This is a genomic window from Photobacterium ganghwense, from assembly GCF_017329545.1.
In the GTDB taxonomy this organism is placed as follows: domain Bacteria; phylum Pseudomonadota; class Gammaproteobacteria; order Enterobacterales; family Vibrionaceae; genus Photobacterium; species Photobacterium ganghwense.
This window is the reverse complement of record NZ_CP071325.1, coordinates 1,786,995-1,804,944: the sequence shown is the minus strand read 5'-3', so window position 1 is coordinate 1,804,944 and position 17,950 is coordinate 1,786,995. Positions and strand designations below refer to the sequence as shown.

Sequence of the window (17,950 nt, the reverse complement as noted above, 5' to 3'; positions counted from 1 at the left end):
AACACGTCAGTATTTAAGCTATCTTTACTGTCTCAGTTCAGTGTGGTTTTTGTTCCACCTTGGGATTAAATGGGAAAATGGGAGTAAATGGGAAAAGCTGTGTGCTTTCTAGTCTTACATAAAGCCCTTTCAAAATATTGAGACTGATGTGAAGTCGTTAGCTGGTTGAATCAGGGTTTCCATTAGAAGCGGGTTTCTTGGGCTTATTGTTAATCATTTACACTGAGATGTTGTGTTACGGCATGTATGCCAGGTACACGGCACGGTTGATGTGCGTTTGCTATCCAACAATAAATAGATGCTTTCTAGAACAGTTTCCGTGGTAAGTCGTAGGGTCAACATGCCATTGGATGAGACGGGTTGGCCATATGATTTTTGATTTTCTGTTTTCAATTAAGTGAACAGTAAGGTATTAGAAATGACACCTCAGTGCCTACTTAAAGATTCTGATGTAGCAGTAGTAAGGATATTTGTGTTGTAAACATATTCAATATGAAAGTCATGTAGCTATTTCAACGAGATGTTAAGTCACATTAGGTGGTCAAGAGGTGATGTAATAAAAACGGCTAAATCAGTTTTGCCCCAAAATGAGTTAGATACTTGATTAAGCGGTTCTTACCGGTGAAGGTTTGACCTGCCCCCAATAATTAATCCAGCACTTCTTTAGTAATGTCAGTTACGTTACTGTTTAGCCCTGAACGTGTCAGTACTGCAAATTCAGAGGGAGTTAGGTATCCAATTGATGAGTGCGGCCGATTTTCATTGTAGTCAATGCGTCAGTCACTGATCAGTTTACGAGCATGGCTCAAGTCTCTGAACAGATGCTCGTTAAAACACTCGTCCCTGAACTTGCCGTTAAAGCTTTCGATATAAGCATTCTGGGTTGGCTTACCAGCCTGTATCAGCTTCAGAATGACACCATGATTATAAGCCCATTGGTCGAGGGCTTTACCCGTAAACTCTGGCCCCTGATCTGTTCGAACAGTCTCAGGATAACCACGGAAAGCTGCAATAGACTCAAGTATGGCGACCACCTCATCTCCAGAAATTCCTGATGCAACAGTAATATCCAGGCACTCCTTTGTGAAGTCGTCAACGATAGTGAGGCACTTTATCCTACGACCAGAACTGAGTGCATCCATGACGAAGTCCATCGACCAGGTATGGTTGGGCAGTGAGGGAAGTAAAAGTGGCTCTCGCTCGACACATAATGATTTCCTTCGCTTCCGTTTACGGACGGTCAGTCCAGACTCTCGGTATAACCGGTAAATACGCTTATGATTAACCTCTGTCCCTTCCCGCCGAAGAAGATGGTGAATACGGCGATATCCGAACCTTTTTCTCTCTAGTGCCAGTTCTTGTATACGAGCCGACAGCTCCACATCACTCTCTTTAGATTGAGGTTGGTATCTCATCGATGCGCGATTTATACCGACGAGCAGACAGGCTTTGCGCTCCGAAATCGTGGTGACTTCCTGCATTGCATGCACAGCCTTGCGCTTGTCTCCGACGGTCAATACTTTTGGTTAAGAGCCGCTTTTAAAGCATCAACATCAAGCATGGATTCCGCCAAGAGCTTCTTGAGCTTGGCATTCTCATCTTCCAATGCTTTCAAGCGACGGGCATCGGAAACATCCATGCCCGCGTACTTTTTACGCCATAGGTAGAATGTGGCATCGGAAATATTGTGCTTGCGGCATAATTCTTTGAAGGGCAGACCCGCTTCCGCTTCCTTGAGAATGGCAATGATCTGCTGTTCGTTGAATTGCTTCTTCATATTCACCTTCCTTTTTATAAGATGAACATTACTAAGTTTTAGCTGGATTAGAAAGCGGGGAGCAGGTCAGGTTAGTTTGACAGTAAACAGCGTATAAGTGAGTTGAGACTTAAAAAATCAAGAAATGTTCCGATATAGAGGAATTTATACGTAAATCAAAAGATAGGGTTGAAAAATTGTAATCAGTGCTCTCACTATTTCTTAATCAAACTTGTATTTAATCCAACCTAGTTGCATATTGATTGTTAATGGTGTTAGCAAGCTGCATTCAAAGAATGCATGCTGAGGTCGATTAAGAGTTCAAGATAAAGGGAGCATTGATCTTGAGAGTCTATATTGCGATTTTATTGTTAGGAATTGCCACAAAAGTAACCGCTAGTGTGCCAGATTTAGATGGTATCAAAGAACTATGTCATAGTTCAGCTAAGTTGTTCGAGAAAGGTAAAATGAAATATCTAGCAGACACTCTAGTACCGCATTGGCCGATTAATCAAGAAGAAATTAATAAGCTTGTTCACCAAGGAATGTCTCAGTTTGAACTATTTACATTTAGATCTGGTTCTGCATTGGGAACTGAGTTTATTGGAACCCGAAAAGCTGGTTCAAGCTTTGTGATGCACACTTATGCTATTAAGTTTTAATATCACGCTATGCGGTGTAATTGTATTTTCTACAAGTCAAAAAATGAGTGGGTTGCAAATACCATTAATTGGGATGGGAAGTTAGAGCCCCTTTTTAATCAATAGATTATTGGCTTACTTTACTCTCTGAAGAAGTGATACCTATAATTGGTAATGTTTTTCAGAAAATGAGCTTAAGAAGTCACCATATCTCTCATTGATGTAAATTTTCAAGGATAAAGCGCAATGGAAATTACACACATTGAGGTCTGGTGACTTATGTAATAAGGTTATTTATGATCAAGCTATTTGACACATGGCATGTGGTTGTACATGCGCTTATCCCTGTATGTGTTTTTACAATCTTCTTTACTGCTTTATTCAAAGAATGGAAGATAAGAAAGCAAGTCATAATTCTATTGTTTTGTGTCATGTTGGTCAGCTTTTTTTCATTACTGTTTCTTAAACGTATGATTAGAAATGAACTGTCAGAGCAGTTGAGTGAATACAGTTTTATCGTAGGCACAACTCTTGAGTTTGATGAAAAAAGATTGATCAGTGCATTAAAAAATCAGATATACATTTCTACCAATAAAACTCGACCAGTAGATAGAACCACATTGCGTATTGTTATTCATTCTGGAGAGCTTGAGTTGTGGATATCGCGAGACTCTGATAACCCAAATATATATTGGATATATCATCCGAAGTATTTATATAGCCGTAGCAATGAGATCGGTAAGATTCAGGTTAGATGATCTAGATAGCTAGGTCATCAACTCCCTTGATTTCAGGTGTAAGGGTACTCTAATTCCTCTGATGTTACATATGTAGAGCAAGAGGTCTAACTCAAAATTGTCCAATAATGCTTTTTAATGGGTCAAGATTGTTGTGATTTAGAAATACGCGACATTGATGGCGAACCTTGTCGCTGATTTTTTGAAATTCACTTAAACGTCGAAGACCCTAAAATCAAATACTTTTCAAAGTTTTATCAAAAAGTATTTGAGTAAGAGTGAGTTAAGCACGACTTTTAGCGAGTAGCAGATTCACGTTCCCTTTTGCTGTTTTACTAACGGTTTTCATAAACTGGAAGCTAGGCTTGGCGATACCTAATTGCTCTAATTCATCTACCATTAGAAGCCAGAGTTTGGCTGTCATTTGTGCATCGGCTAATGCTCGGTGAAAAACACCATCGTTGTCGATGTTTTTGTAGCGAACGAGCTCACCAAGTTTGTGTGACGGTGCACCTTGAATCAGTCGTCTTGCCACCAGTAAGGAGCAAGCGAATTCTCCTGAATAACCACGGTTGATTCTCTCAAGCTCTGCGTCTAGAAATCGTTTATCGAACGAAGCGTTATGAGCTATAAGGTTCTCATCGAGAATGAACTCACTAAACGATGCCATCACCTCGTCGCAGCTTGGTGCTGTACGTAACATGTTATTGGTGATACCAGTATAACTTTCAATGAATGAGCTCACTCTGAAGCCAGGATTCATTAGTTGCTGAAAAGTATCGACAACTTCACCATTGACTAATTTAACCGCACCGATTTCAATTGCGCGGTCACCCAAATTAGGAGAAAGGCCAGTGGTTTCAAAGTCAAGTACTACCACGGAATTTGCTTGAGGCATGAAGTTTTCCAACTAAACAATAATGTGCAAGAGTATCATCGAAAACGATAGGAAAAGAAAGGCGATGAGGCTCTGATCTGCACCCTCATACTTGACACTGAGTTAAGCGATTTTTCCATACCTGAGGTTATGTGATAATTGTTAATTCAGCAATGTGTCTGGCACGATTTGAGCAGACATCATCTTGATCTGCCATGTCTAACTTACTTTTGCCCCGAAATCATTTAGAGATATGAAATCTATTTAATTCCATTCATACGTATTTGCATTAGTAAAATTACTCCCCAAAGTTCAATACGACCAATGCGATGTTAAATTTATGTTTAATAAGTGAGAGTTTTGTTGCTCTTTGACTAATGTCTAATATTCCTACCGGTAGAAACACATGCTTAATAAGCTCAAATCAATAAAGGTGCTCGATAGCACTTAGGATGTCGTCTCGTATTGGTCGAGGGTCTGTATACCAAGCGAAACTCCAATTGACATAGTTCAACTTCGAAACATGAAAAGGATAACTCAATGTCTGATACAGGTAAGACTTTTTACAGGGATGTGCGCAAAAAACCGCATGAATTTGAAAACCGAGAAGATTTTCTAAACCATGATTTAACCGTCATGAGCTTTCGTCGCTGGGGGATTCATCTGCCATCACGTGATTACAGTATTGAAATCGAAGACTGGGTACCTGCATTAGCAGCAACCATTGGTAAAGTGGTGATGGTAACCGCCATGGTTTCCGCCTTTGCTGTTCAGTTCGGTTTATCTCCGGAGTTCGTTGCAGAAAACGTGCGTTACGAACTGCTTATCGCGGGCGCTCTGTTTGTTATCCTGTTTTCTGCCATCCTAAACCCGAACGCAAACTTAGCCGGTACCCATGGCCCAATGATACCGCTGATTCCTCTGATTGCTGCAGCAGGGGGACATCCTCTGGCTCTCGGTTTGATGGTATGTGCTTTTGGTTTAATTCTCGCTTTGACTAAAGGTGGTTCTAAACTCATGACCCTGACTGGCGTTGGGGTTCGAGGTGGGTTGCTGATATACCTCGGCGCAGTGGGGTTGATCGGACAGATTAATAAGACTGAAGCGTGGGCTGCAAGTACGGATCAAGGGTACATTTCGTTTGTGGTCATTGGTCTAACGGTTATGGTGTATGCCTACTTAGCCAAGATCAACAAACGTTGGTTGGCCATCCCACTGTGTTCTGCACTAGCGGGGATTGTCGCTTATGTGATGGGCGCCGAGTTTGCTTTTACCACTAAGCCGGGCTTGCCTAATTTCAGTCCATTCTACTGGTGGGGTGAAAATACCGGTTGGCAACTAGGCTGGCCAACCCTAGAGCACTTTATTGCCGTTACTCCATTTGCTCTGCTAGCCGTCGCTATGTGGTCTCCTGACTACCTCGGTCATCGTGTTTTTCAAGAACTTAACTACCCAAAAGAAGCAAAAGGCGTATTAATGGATGTCGACGACACGATGGTCGGAGCATCTGTTCGTCAGGGTGTAGGCTCACTATTGGGTGGCGGTAACCTAGCTTCTTCTTGGGGGACGTACATGATTCCAGCCGCAATTGCCAAACGTCCTATTCCTGGTGGCGCGCTGTTAACGGGCTTAATGTGTATTGCCGCGGCAGTAATTGGTTACCCGATGGATCTAGCAATGTGGGAGCCTGTTCTACGCGTTGCGCTAATTGTTGGTGTATTCTTACCACTTCTTGAAGCGGGTATGCAGATGATCCATAAGCATAAAGATTCACTCAGTGCAGGTATCTGTATTTTTGCCTGTGCATTCGTTAACCCAGTCTTTGGTTGGGCAATCACTATGCTGTTGGATAACCTCGGACTTATCGGCGACCATGAGCGCGCCAACGAGCTATCGAGCAAAGATAAATACCTGATTCCTGGTATTGCCTTTATCATTTGCGCTGGCTCCCTTGCTGTCGTTGGCCAGCTTCCGGGTATTCCTGCTCTAATCGGTTAATACAATCTCGCTTTAAAGGCATAGGTGGTCGCCGCCGCCTGTGCCTTCTCCCATCCCGGCTCTAATCTTGTTCTAAGCTCATCGGATATCAGATAAGACTATTTGTTCGTTTCTTTAGTGCTGAGTTAAACCTCGATAAAACGCAGCCCCCCTTTTTTGGGGTAGGTGAATAGCCATCAACTTGATAGACACCCTTAGTTAGACAATGGACTAGCAGAGAGGTGCTTATGAGCAGCAAGCGATATCTAGAAGAATTCAAAGTTGAAGCCGTCAAACTGGTTACTGAAAAAGGTCATTGCGTGGCTGATGTGGTTTATCGTCTAGGAACAACAAAACATAGTATTTATCCCTAGATTAAACGTACGGCCCAGAGTTCACCAATATCAAGCCAAATATGATGAGAGTGCCGAAATTCGTCGAATCAATCTTGGGTAACTGACATTACATATATAAAAACGCACGATGGCTGGCTATATCTTGCCATAGTAGTTGTTCTGTTTTCCCGACGAGTTATTGGTTGGTCAATGAAAAGCAGAATTACCAAAGAGCTGGTTATGGATGCGTTTTTGATGGCGATTTAGCGACGCTTACCTAAAGAAAACGTGCTCGTACATTCCGATCAAGGAAGCCAGTATACCAGCCATGATTGGGATAGGTTCTTAAAACAGTATGGACTTGATCAAGCATGAGTCGTCGGGGCAACTGCCATGACAATACTTTAGCAGAGAGCTTGTTCCAGTTACTAAAAAGAGAAAGAATAAAACGAAATGTCTACGCCACGCGGGAAAAAGTTCGTATGGAAATCTTCGAGTACATCGAGATGTTTTACAACGTTAAACGTAGACATGGTTCCAATAATCAGTTGTCGTCTGTAGAGTATGAAAAGCGATATGAAGAAAGGTTATTTAGTGTCTACTGAGTCGGCGGATATTCAATCACGTTGGAAAAATTTATGAGTAAAGCTACAACTTTAGCTATACAGCGAGTTATGCTCGATGCTTTGGAACATGCGGCACGTAATGCAATGGAATATTCCGCCGTTCATATACGAAAAATGCCTGAGTACTATTTAAATGTCCACATTGGTCAGGCACTATCTGAATTCTTCCCTAATATTGGTTATCGTCTGGAGATGCCAGTCATACACGTATTAGATAAACTTAAAGTGTCACTTCCGACATCACCAGATGATCTCAGGGTCGCAGGAAAGCTTGATTTAGTGATTACCAGCAGAAAAACAGGTAACTTAAGGCATGTTGTAGAAGTAAAGCGCTCTCTGCTTTCAATTCAGTTGATTAAAGAAGCAAAGAGAATAAAAGCCTTAGCGATAGAAGGAATATCAGAAAACAGGCTCCAGACTGGATATATTGCTGCCGTAAGTACATTAACAAAGGGCAATGGCGCACTGAGTGAGAGCGATCTACTAGAAAGCCGGTTAGTTGGTCTTGAAGAAGAATTTGGAAATGAATTTACGATAGACTACCTTCACAAAACAATGAGTGAAGGGGAGTATGGATATCCAAAAAATAAAGCGCTAGTCGTAGTGGTTTTCCGTATATCTCGGAAAAATTGGTAAACTTGAAAGTTGCAAACACTAAGAGACGTGATTTCAGTTTGATGTAGTTTTGACCAGATGTCGGCTTTGTTGATCAAATCAGAAAGCCGGCAGATCTAGCCAACATAAGTCATGATTTATCTAACTTTGTGGGTTACGGGCATACCAGCCTTGTTAATTTGTTCAACGCACGGACTGCAGCAAGCACTTCCCCGACCTGAGTGTTGTAATCACGCTGGTTTAAAGTTGAGCCAGCAGCCGCTTATATCTCGGCATCACCGTTTCTGAGATTGAGCGACTGGAGGGTGTTCATTGCTACCGTGAATACGCTGGTTTGCAACCGCATCACTTCTGGGATGACCGTGATCCCAGTATGCTGTTCCAACTTTGGGAGGGATAAAGGGTTGTGCTTTCTTCCGTTGAATCGCTTGATAGAACAGCCTGGTATCATAAGCGCCGTCACCTGATATCAGTCTGATCTTACGATAAGTTTGGTCGAGCAATATTGGCATGACTTCGCCATCGGTGGCGGTTGATAACGAGAGTTCCTCGCAGATGACTTGATGGTTATCAGCATCAACAACAAGATGGAGTTTTCGCCAGACACGGCGTTGTTCCTTGCCATGTTTTTTCATCTTCCATTCACCTTCACCGAAAACCTTCAGGCCAGTTGCGTCAATGGCAAGATGACGAATTTCACCTCGAGCAGGCATTTTGATGGGAATATCGACCGTTTTCGCTCGTTTGATGATACTGCTGTAATTCGGGCTGGTAAGCGGTACTTTCATCAGAGAAAACACTGACTCCATGAAGCCTTGAACAGCACGAAGTGACATATTGAAAAGCAGCATCACCATGAGCACCGTCATGATCGCGGTGCCTGAGTACTAATAGGCGTCCACGTTTACCGTGATGCTCAGAGCATACTCAAGCGCAAATCGTTTCCTCGTCGATCCAGAATGTCAGTGAACCGCGGTTAATCTGTGCTTGGTTGTACTCTTTCCAGGTATCTGTCCGGTAAGTGTTTTTTCCCATGGAGGTGGCCTGTCAGTAAATGTCGCAAGATCACATCACTGAATGTCAGAAAAGTTCACGCCGATTTAGTCAACAAAGCCAATAATGGGTTTTAATGTTATGTGTTGTCATGCATATTGTGGGTGCTAGTCATGATTGTCAGATGTTGTGGATACACTGTACTGTCATTCGGTAACTTGTGTTCTAGCCGGAGGCAATGACGCCATCCAAGGGGGCGGTAGCGTGTTGCCTTTGAGCATTACACTCAAAAGTTAGTACAGGCATAGCAAAGTAGTTAAGAGTCATTCCCACTGTTTGGCATTCACTGGCCAAATGTGGATTCAGGAAAAGGAAGATCAATATGAACATCGCGGTGCTTACTTTTGATGGCTTCAATGAGTTGGATTCGTTTGTTGCATTCGGCATTTTAAATCGAATGAAAGAGTTTGGTTGGAACGTACAAATTACAAGTCCCACTGAGTTTGTTACGTCAATGAATGGTGTGACCATTCGCGCTCAACAGCCATTAGAATTTACTCATACTGCCGACGCGGTGCTGTTTGGTAGCGGTGTGTTTACACGGGATATAGCGCAAGATAGTCAATTGTTATCGCAGTTCAACCTCAATCCGCAAAAGCAGATAATCGGTGGGCAATGTTCTGGAACGTTACTGATGTCAATGTTGGGTTTACTAGACCAAATTCCAGCGTGTACAGATTTGACAACAAAACCTTGGGTTATCGAGGCGGGTGTCAAAGTATTAGAGCAGCCTTTCTATGCAAAAGGTAACCTGGCAACAGCAGGTGGCTGTTTATCCTCGCAGTATTTAGCAACATGGGTATTGTGTAAGCTTGCGGGGAGGTCACACGCCGAAGCTGCAATTCACTATGTGGCGCCAGTAGGCGAAAAAGAAAGTACAGTTCAACATTGTATGTCTATTGTCGGGACATATCTGTAGAAATGACCTGATAACGCGTTCAGAAGCGATGGGTACTCATTGCTTTCTTTGTCTGCTTTGGGTTAAGTATTGAAACGTACAGAGGCTTTTTTAGTGCAAGCTTTCGTAGCGTGGGTTATACGCTGGCAGAGCATCTGAAATTTCGAAAAGGAGTTCATTAAATGGTTACGTGTTACCTGAGATATATCATTGATCCTGCGAAGGTCAGTGAGTTTGAAGAATACGCAAAAATGTGGATACCGCTTGTCGCCAAATTTGGTGGTCAGCATAATGGTTATTTTCTACCATCTGAAGGTGCTAACAACGTCGCTCTTGCTCTGTTTACTTTTCCGAGCCTTGCGGAGTATGAGTCATATCGGAACGACTCTTTTAAAGATAATGAATGCATAGCCGCTATTAAGTTTGCTGAAAAAACAAATTGTATAGTCAGCTATGAGCGCAGTTTTTTCAGGCCTGTGTTTGACTAACTAAGCAAGAGAAGCGTTTAATAGCTATTTGGCACATGTGTAATTTTGGATTTTAGTACTGTCCTGAAATGTTTTACTTATGTGCCATTTAATATTTTTTAGTTTTTATGAAATCATATAATTATATTTCTATTAATAAATAAGAATTACAGACGTGATTTTTAATGAAGTGGTAATGCCTTTGTAATAAAGGTTGTTTTTATCAGTAAGAAATTCAACTTAATATTCTATCTTATTTGTTTGATTTTTTAAAAACTGTGCTAGATTGAAACAGGCTAACTATTTTCTTTGTTGCCGAGTATTACCATGACAGTATCTAAGGGATGTAGTTGATTTAAGATACATGCTTAAGGTTAACTGATGTCATCTTTTCACTGTTTTTCTTTCATTCGATTATTTGTTACAAGGGATTAAAATGAATAAAACAGGATTTGCATTACTCTTCGTATCATTCAGCATTTGTGCTGAACCAGTATACGTTACCGTAGAAGGAATCGTAACTAGAGTTAACGACAATACTACCTCAAAAGAAATTAGCCATGTACTCGTAGGAGATTTCGTTACCTATACCGTCCTTATTGATGATAACGTTAACGGATTTTGGCTTAGCTCTGGAGAACTGAAAAGTCAAAAAGATAGTTTTGGAAGCCAGAATTCTTATTCAGACTTCATGTTTGCAGATTATCTTTGTGGGAATGCAATCAATGATGGTTATTTTAACTATGAGTATTTTACATCTGAATCGACTAAATCATATTCATCTGAGAGGTTCAATATCAGTGTTGGTAAACGGATAGATATTAGATTTAATGAGTTATTTGATAATTTGTATATTGGTTTGGAAGGTACTGCAAAAAACAGCTACAAGCGTGAAGGGAGTAAAGATAGTATTTCTTTCATCGAGTCTACGATAAATATAGTCGATATATCCATTACCAACCCATGTGCTGGTTAAGTTTATAACACTGATGGCGTCTATGATAAATGTTGTATAGCCTCATAAGACGCCATGTGGATTTTTTCTTTGTGATTATAGAATGTATAAAATGTCTGGTTGTTGATAGTAACCATTAATCTATAAACAGTATCGTTGTTAAAAGTTAAAGGGAAAATAAATGAAATGTTTGATAGTAGTATCACACCCAATAAAGGAAAGTTTATGTCACTATTTAGCAAAACATACGATTGAACACCTACAGTCAAAAGGTTATGAGATTACTTTACTTGATCTGTATGAAAATAGCTTTTCTCCAGCCTTAACTCAGCAAGAGAGGCTGAGTTATTATCAAAGTGATTTTGATGATACTTTACTTGCTGAGGAAATTGCGCAGTTGAAGCAAGCAGAATCACTAGTATTGGTGTTTCCCACGTGGTGGTTTGGTTTCCCGGCTATTTTGAAAGGGTGGTTTGATCGTGTGTGGGCTCCGGGGCATGCCTACAATCATGCTTCAGATTTGGGCGCGATTACACCTTGTTTAGACAACCTTCAAGAAGTAAAGGTGATAACAACACTGGGTTCCCCCTGGTGGGTGGACAAGTTTGTACTTTGGCAGCCTGTGAAAAGGGTACTGAAAGTGGCTCTATTGGGCGCATGTGCAAAGCGATGTAAGTTTGAAATGTTGTCGTTTTATAAGAGTGAAAATGCATCACAAGCTCGAGTTGATGCCTTCGTAAGAAAAATAAAAGCTCAGTTTTAGTTGAAACTCATAAATGACTCGATACCTCTTTCTCATCTTTTATCATTATGGTTAGATTCCAAATTTTCTGACATGAAGTGATAAGCCGTTCACACATAGTGGTATTAGAATTACTTCATGAATGAACATATGGAATGTGATGAAAATCAGAAAATGTATTTATAGATAATGTCGTGAGTAGACTTTCTTTCAATATCTACTAAGTTCACTGAGGTTTTCTGGTATTAATATTTACAGTGACAATGTATCTATCCTGCTGTGAAATTAAAAGTGTAGGTATGGTAATTTAGGCCATTGTCAGAATGGATAAATCTTTCTTAATATACTTTAAAGGTATGTTTTAGTGTGTCCATTTGATATTTTTCTGAAAGTAATTATGAAATTAATAATAAGGATGTTTTATGGCTAAGCCGAATATGGAAGATGTTTCGCGTTTTCATCGTTATTTTGCGATAGAGAGTAACAACGAATTCTGGTCACTTTCAGAGGGTGATTTGAGTAATGAAGACAAGCAAAGGCTTTTAACCGCTTCGTTTACTTCACTCTTTCATTGGTCAGAAATAGGGACGGAAGAGAACAAACATTTGGCTTATTTGGCCGTTGCAAGAGCACTTTGTGTAAATGGTTCTTCGTTGAGTGTTCAATATGCAGAAAAAGCGTTTGAATATTTTGATGGTCAAGGGGCTGATTGGGTTCAGGCCTTCACGAATGCCGTATTCAGTCATGCCTGCCACATTGTTGGAGAAGACGCTAAAGCTCACGACTTTTATGAGAGAGCAGTGGGTTTTCAAGTTAACCTGTCGGAAGGTGACCGAAGCGTATTTGACGCTACCTTCAAGACTATTCCTGAACCGCAACACGCCTTTTAGTTATTTGGCTCGCAGCAGCAGAGATATTTATTGATATATTCTATCAATAGGAATGGATTGTACTGGTAAACACTGTGGCTGGTACAATTTCATTTTCTCTGAGGCGAGGGCTAATAGCCGTAGTCGGTTTGACTAGTACGTGCTGGACTCGAACGAACCTGCCGTTGAACTCTATTAATGGGTCACTGTGGCGTCTGGTTGTCAGCTTGGTCTGCTGAAAGGTGCCAGCAGTTTCGGCCCATGTGTTTACTTTGGTACAGCGCGGCATCGGCTTGTTGAAAGAGAGTCGTTGGCTCGTCGGGCCCCATTGCCGCCCCCATGCTCAATGTAATCGGACATTCTGTCTCGCGCCATTGCTGGTGGCTGGCACAGTGCTGTATTTTGTTTAGGGTTGATTCAAGGTGTTCAACGTCAGCAGGAACAATACATGCGAATTCGTCGCCGCCGATCCTGTAGGTGTGATCTTCTCCGACGACTGACGCGATGAGTTCGGCAATGCGGCAAAGCACGGTGTCGCCAAACTGATGCCCCCAACTGTCATTGATGTGCTTGAAATGATCGATGTCGATCAGGATCAGAGCATAAGATTGATTAGTCGTTAATAACACCTTTTTATCTTGATCAAAGGCGCGCCGGTTTAAAACGCGGGTTAATGGATCTCGTCGTAATGTCTGATACTGGCTTTGGTGTTTTTTATTCAGGGCTTTGAGGCTTTTTTCGACAAACCAGGAAGAAAACGGTAAGGCAACGGAGTGTGGCTGAGCTGCTTTACCTAATCGGCGGACTTCTTTTTCAACTAGTCTGAGTTCCTGATAAAAAATCTTCAGTAAGAACAGAATGCCCAGAAAAGTGATGAGTGTGATGGCTGTTACGGGTAAGACCTGAATAACCAGTTCATTCATAAAAGCCTGCCTGAAACGGTGGGCAGGAATGTATAACCCGATTTCCCAGGGAAGGTAGGGTAATGAATACAGTATAAGTGCACCCTGCGTTAACCCACTGAGCGCGACAGAATTATCATTAGGGATAATATGCTCAATCTTTAACAGCTGTTCATTGATGACAGAGATCATCTCGTTATTTTCTTTTGAGCGCATAAAGATCGCGACGTCTAACCCGCCGGATACTCTTTCCATGACACAGTGGATGGAATCCAACGACATGTCCACCAACAATACGCCAAGTGTGCGTCCATCGGTCGATACAATGGTCTGTCCCAGGCTGATGACCGGTTTATCGCTGCCAAATTCCGGGTAGGGGCCAATCCATGACGGTTTGTCGGTCGGCTGTTCTATCAATGCGTACCAAGGACGGGTAACCGGGTCGAAGTCGTCAGGTCTCTTCCACTCTGGGTAGCTGTCAATGTTCCCGGTCTGTGCGTTATAGAAGTAGATATAATGATCAGCCTCCATCTTGATTTTATGCACAATTGGCCAGGTGTGATTAATGGCAGACTGGCCGTTCTCTATGTCTGTTTTGTCCAGTAATGCTGAGAGGGAAGTCAGTTGACGTTCACTTTTGACGACAAGCTCTAACAGGTAAATATTTTTAATGACATTGAGCATGTCGTGGTAGGTGTTCATTCGTAAATGAATGTAGTTGTGATAATGGCCAACGGAAAGAAGCAGGGTCAGGCAGAAGATAAGAATACCCATAAGCAAAGACAGCTTGGTCAGAAGGTAATAGGAGGAATATCTTAACGTCCGCATTGTAGTAACCCGGGGTAGTAACCTGGCCATGTTTTGCATCATGCTAGCGGAACGCGTCTCTGCTTCTATTGATTATTGTCATTATTATTTTGAGTGGTTGATTCAATAAAATAAGGCTGTTAATTACCTCACATTTCCAGACTGCTGATGCAAGTACTTCGGCCGCCGTTTTAGGAAGAGTACGGGTCATTGTCGCTGTACGGCTTACTGATTGAGCCCTGAATTCTTGAATCTGGTTCTGATTTTTCTTTCCAACCATGCCATGTCTTCTACCCCTTTGTGATTGGCGTCTATGCTTGAGTATGTCATTTGGCATTTACTTATCTATAAGGATGAGCACATGGAGAAGACCATAAGTACCACGCGGCTAACTTCTTTAGCTTCTGTTATTGGTATCTTGCTGCCGGGGAGTGTGTTGGCGCAGCAGGATAAACCAAATATTGTTGTTATCTTTGGTGATGATATTGGCTGGCAGAATGTGAGTGCCTATGGTCAGGGGACGATGGGTTATACCACCCCGAATATTGACCGGATTGCCAATGAGGGTCTCAAGTTTACCGATCATTATGCGCAGCCGAGTTCAACGGCTGGCCGTGCTGCATTTATAACGGGTCAGTATCCGATACGTTCAGGTATGACAACGGTGGCGATGCCCGGCGGATCGTTGGGGCTCAAGAAAGAGTCTCCAACGTTGGCTGAAGTCTTGAAAGAGGCGGGATATGCCACTGGTCAGTTCGGTAAAAACCATCTGGGTGACCACAATTTTGCCTTACCGACGGTGCATGGTTTCGATGAGTTCTTCGGCAATCTTTATCACCTCAACACCCAGGAAGAGCATGAGCAACGCGATTACCAGAATTTCGCGAAAGCCTATTCCGGCTCTATAGAAGAGTACAGTAAGAAATTCGGAACCCGCGGCGTACTGCATTGCTTTGCAACAGAGGCTGAAGATGCCACGGAAGATCCGCGTTTTGGAGTGGTTGGTAAGCAGAAGTGTACCGATACCGGCCCTCTGGGCAATGAACGGATGAAAGACTTCGACCGCGCCGAAATGATCCCGGCGGCCCTGACGTTCATTGATAAGGCCATTGAAGCCGATAAGCCATTCTTCACCTGGATTAACACCAGCCGAATGCACCTATATACCCGCCTCAATGATAAATGGCGTTATGCCGCAGAAAATTTCACCAGTGAGTATGATTTCTACGGCAGCGGCATGCTTCAGCATGATGATGATATTGGCTTTATTTTGGATGAGCTGAAAAAACGGGGTCTGGCAGAAAACACGATTGTCATTTACACCACCGACAACGGACCCGAGCATTCATCCTGGCCTCATGGGGGGACTACGCCATTCCGGGGCGAAAAAATGACGACTTATGAAGGTGGTGTCCGGGTGCCGATGATGGTTCGTTGGCCGAAAGTCTTACCGGCCGGAAAAACGCTCAACGGTATTCAGGGGCATCAGGACTTGTTTACCACCCTAGCTTCTGCTGCCGGTGTTAAGGATGTCGGCAAGAAAATGATGGATGAGAAAAAGCAATATATTGATGGTGTTGATAACCTGACTTACTGGCAGGGTACCAGCGACAAATCCGCCCGCACTTCTATCTTTTATTACTTTGAAAGTCAGCTATCGGCAGTCCGGGTTGGCCCTTGGAAATTCCACTTTGCGACTGCAGAACACTACTATGACAACCTCGTTAGTCAGGCCAAGCCTAAGGTCTATAACCTGAGAGCGGACCCGTTCGAGAGTTATGATTCTATCGATGCCTATGGCCACCTGACTCAGAAAGTGTCGTGGCTGTTGGCACCAATCAGTGAAATGGTTCAGCAACACGTTGAGTCACTGGTGAAATACCCGCCGGTACAGGGTGGCTCAACATTTGATATGGCTAAAACCATTGAAGATGCGATGAAAAAGACACAGCAGTAGCATGATGCTGCACGCAGAGTCCAAGCACTAACTTGTGATTTTTTTTGTGAATGGGTTGTGATTGGGCTCTGCGTATTGATTAGCGATTTGTCACAGGACGTGTAATGTTATGCGACGTATGCAAACCAGCGATACGACCCGAATGTCTCTTGTGCCACTGAAAACGGCAGAGAAGGACCCATCAGGACAAGCACGCTATGCCCGCCAGTTTCATGTAATGGCGAAACCGGGGGGAGCTAAGTGCAACATCGATTGCCAGTACTGTTTCTATCTCCATAAAGAGGGGCTATTGCATCAGCCTCGACAACCTCGTATGGATGATGAAACCCTCGAACACTTTATCCAGAGTTATATAAACAGTCATGATGGCAATGAAATCGTGTTTTCCTGGCAGGGAGGTGAGCCAACGCTGTTAGGTATTGACTACTTTCGCAACGTTGTCGCGCTGCAGAAAAAATACCAGCCAAAAGGCGTAACACTTCATAATGACTTGCAGACAAACGGAATTGCGCTGAACGATGCCTGGTGTCAGTTCCTCAAAGAACATCATTTTCTGGTTGGATTATCCATCGATGGCCCTAGAGAGATTCACGATAAATACCGTGTAACAAAAAGCGGAAAACCGACGTTTGATGCTGTTATGCGTGCCGTTGAGTGCCTGAGAAAACATGATGTGCCATTTAATGCTTTGACTGTTGTGAATCGGCACAACGCGAAGTTTCCGCTTGAAGTTTATCGGTTCCTGACAAAAGAGTTGGGAGCCACCTACATTCAGTTTACGCCTTGTGTTGAAGCCAATGCATTTAAAACAACCGCGCCACAATTCTGGAATGCATCGATGTTGCCAGTGGTTGGGTCAGAACTGAGTAAACCGGGTCACCCAATGTCTGTGGTTACCGATTGGTCTGTTGACCCGGATGACTGGGGCAACTTTCTAAAAGGGGTGTTTGAAGAGTGGGTGAATCATGATCTGGGCCGGGTACTGGTCAATCTGTTTGAAACTGCCGTGGCCCAAACCATGGGGTATCCCTCTCAGTTGTGTGTAACTTCAGAGTTTTGTGGTAAAGCGCTCGCGATTGAACATGATGGTAGTGTCTATTCGTGCGATCACTTTGTCTATCCGGAATACAAGCTGGGTAACATTCGAGATCACAAGCTCAATCACATGGTGTTTTCTGTTCGTCAGGAAGCGTTTGGCATGTCAAAACGGGATAGTTTGCCTGACTACTGTTTATCGTGCGATCACTTGAATTTGTGTTGGGGAGAGTGCCCGAAAAACAGGTTGATCAAAACGCCGGAAGGCGAAATTGGGCTTAACTACCTTTGCTCTGGGTTGAAAGCGTTTTATGAGTATGCGTCACCCATTTTGGTGGGTATTGCAACCATGATTCAACAGCAGAAACGCTAGAAAGTGAAAGCTGCAAGGATGCATCTTAAAAAGATTGAGGAACGCAAACAGAGAATGTCAGCTTTGAAAAGTGCTATCTGAAAGGTATCTCAAGGTTTGGTGCGGAGGGAGGGACTTGAACCCTCACGTCCTTGCGGACACTAGCACCTGAAGCTAGCGCGTCTACCAATTCCGCCACCACCGCATAAAACCTTAAGTGATGAGTCAGTGAACATTTGGAGCGGACAACGGGAATCGAACCCGTGTCATCAGCTTGGGAAGCTGAGGTAATACCATTATACGATGTCCGCATAACGTTCTGTCTGACTACGGGATTGATACTAGTGCT

General features: G+C 42.9%; 13 protein-coding genes, 2 tRNA genes and 3 pseudogenes. 12 read left to right on the top strand and 6 right to left on the bottom strand.

The annotated features are described in order from the left end of the window. Positions 1-647: 647 nt before the first annotated feature. Positions 648-1,777, bottom strand: a pseudogene (locus FH974_RS08360) (IS3 family transposase). Positions 1,778-2,100: 323 nt separating this feature from the next. On the opposite strand from FH974_RS08360, the gene FH974_RS08355 reads away from it, so the two are divergent. Together FH974_RS08355 and FH974_RS08350 are read left to right on the top strand one after the other, a co-directional pair. Then, the gene (locus FH974_RS08355) at positions 2,101-2,418 is read left to right on the top strand and encodes a hypothetical protein (RefSeq protein WP_047886645.1); all 318 of its coding nucleotides are present in this window, start codon (positions 2,101-2,103) and stop codon (positions 2,416-2,418) included. 275 nt (positions 2,419-2,693) lie between these two features. Next, positions 2,694-3,155: a hypothetical protein gene (locus FH974_RS08350; protein WP_053061913.1), complete on the top strand. Its 462-nt coding sequence runs from the start codon at positions 2,694-2,696 to the stop codon at positions 3,153-3,155. A 262-nt stretch (positions 3,156-3,417) separates the two neighbouring features. Here FH974_RS08350 and FH974_RS08345 read toward each other — a convergent pair whose 3' ends face one another. Beyond that, the gene (locus FH974_RS08345) at positions 3,418-4,032 is read right to left on the bottom strand and encodes a 3'-5' exonuclease (protein WP_047886646.1); all 615 of its coding nucleotides are present in this window, start codon (positions 4,030-4,032) and stop codon (positions 3,418-3,420) included. Positions 4,033-4,551: 519 nt separating this feature from the next. On the opposite strand from FH974_RS08345, the gene FH974_RS08340 reads away from it, so the two are divergent. The 3 genes and pseudogenes from FH974_RS08340 (at position 4,552) to FH974_RS08330 (ending at position 7,585) form a co-directional block, all read left to right on the top strand. Continuing rightward, positions 4,552-6,009, top strand: a complete 1,458-nt coding sequence (locus tag FH974_RS08340) for a DUF3360 domain-containing protein (RefSeq protein ID WP_047886647.1) — start codon at positions 4,552-4,554, stop codon at positions 6,007-6,009. Between the two features lie 419 nt (positions 6,010-6,428). Then, positions 6,429-6,928, top strand: a pseudogene (locus tag FH974_RS08335) (IS3 family transposase); the annotation flags it as partial. Between the two features lie 33 nt (positions 6,929-6,961). Further along, positions 6,962-7,585 (top strand): hypothetical protein, encoded by a 624-nt coding sequence (locus tag FH974_RS08330; protein WP_047886648.1) that lies wholly within the window; start codon positions 6,962-6,964, stop codon positions 7,583-7,585. 133 nt (positions 7,586-7,718) lie between these two features. On the opposite strand, the pseudogene FH974_RS08325 reads toward FH974_RS08330, so the two are convergent. Then, positions 7,719-8,599: pseudogene (locus FH974_RS08325) on the bottom strand (IS5 family transposase). 340 nt (positions 8,600-8,939) lie between these two features. Between FH974_RS08325 and FH974_RS08320 the strand changes: the two are divergent. From FH974_RS08320 to FH974_RS08300, 5 genes are all read left to right on the top strand, one after another. After that, entirely contained in the window at positions 8,940-9,536 is a 597-nt protein-coding gene (locus FH974_RS08320; protein WP_047886649.1) for a DJ-1/PfpI family protein, read from the top strand. 161 nt (positions 9,537-9,697) lie between these two features. Next, on the top strand, positions 9,698-10,003 hold the full coding sequence (locus FH974_RS08315; protein ID WP_047886650.1) for an NIPSNAP family protein: 306 nt from the start codon (positions 9,698-9,700) through the stop codon (positions 10,001-10,003). A 415-nt stretch (positions 10,004-10,418) separates the two neighbouring features. After that, positions 10,419-10,958 carry a hypothetical protein gene (locus tag FH974_RS08310; RefSeq protein WP_207103177.1) on the top strand — a complete coding sequence of 180 codons (540 nt, stop codon included), beginning with the start codon at positions 10,419-10,421 and terminating at the stop codon, positions 10,956-10,958. A gap of 160 nt (positions 10,959-11,118) precedes the next feature. After that, on the top strand, positions 11,119-11,700 hold the full coding sequence (locus tag FH974_RS08305; RefSeq protein ID WP_047886652.1) for an NAD(P)H-dependent oxidoreductase: 582 nt from the start codon (positions 11,119-11,121) through the stop codon (positions 11,698-11,700). 401 nt (positions 11,701-12,101) lie between these two features. After that, positions 12,102-12,569: a hypothetical protein gene (locus FH974_RS08300; protein ID WP_047886653.1), complete on the top strand. Its 468-nt coding sequence runs from the start codon at positions 12,102-12,104 to the stop codon at positions 12,567-12,569. 182 nt (positions 12,570-12,751) lie between these two features. Here FH974_RS08300 and FH974_RS08295 read toward each other — a convergent pair whose 3' ends face one another. Then, a complete protein-coding gene (locus tag FH974_RS08295) occupies positions 12,752-14,224 on the bottom strand; it encodes a diguanylate cyclase domain-containing protein (protein ID WP_047886654.1) in 1,473 nt (490 codons plus the stop codon). 394 nt (positions 14,225-14,618) lie between these two features. Here FH974_RS08295 and FH974_RS08290 point away from each other — a divergent pair, with 394 nt between their 5' ends. Together FH974_RS08290 and FH974_RS08285 are read left to right on the top strand one after the other, a co-directional pair. Beyond that, on the top strand, positions 14,619-16,214 hold the full coding sequence (locus FH974_RS08290; protein ID WP_047886656.1) for an arylsulfatase: 1,596 nt from the start codon (positions 14,619-14,621) through the stop codon (positions 16,212-16,214). Between the two features lie 142 nt (positions 16,215-16,356). Next, positions 16,357-17,622 carry an anaerobic sulfatase maturase gene (locus tag FH974_RS08285; RefSeq protein ID WP_207103700.1) on the top strand — a complete coding sequence of 422 codons (1,266 nt, stop codon included), beginning with the start codon at positions 16,357-16,359 and terminating at the stop codon, positions 17,620-17,622. Positions 17,623-17,719: 97 nt separating this feature from the next. On the opposite strand, the gene FH974_RS08280 is transcribed toward FH974_RS08285, so the two are convergent. Together FH974_RS08280 and FH974_RS08275 are read right to left on the bottom strand one after the other, a co-directional pair. Beyond that, positions 17,720-17,806: transfer RNA gene (locus FH974_RS08280), tRNA-Leu, on the bottom strand. A 32-nt stretch (positions 17,807-17,838) separates the two neighbouring features. Beyond that, positions 17,839-17,912, bottom strand: a tRNA-Gly gene (locus FH974_RS08275). Between the last annotated feature and the right edge of the window lie 38 nt (positions 17,913-17,950).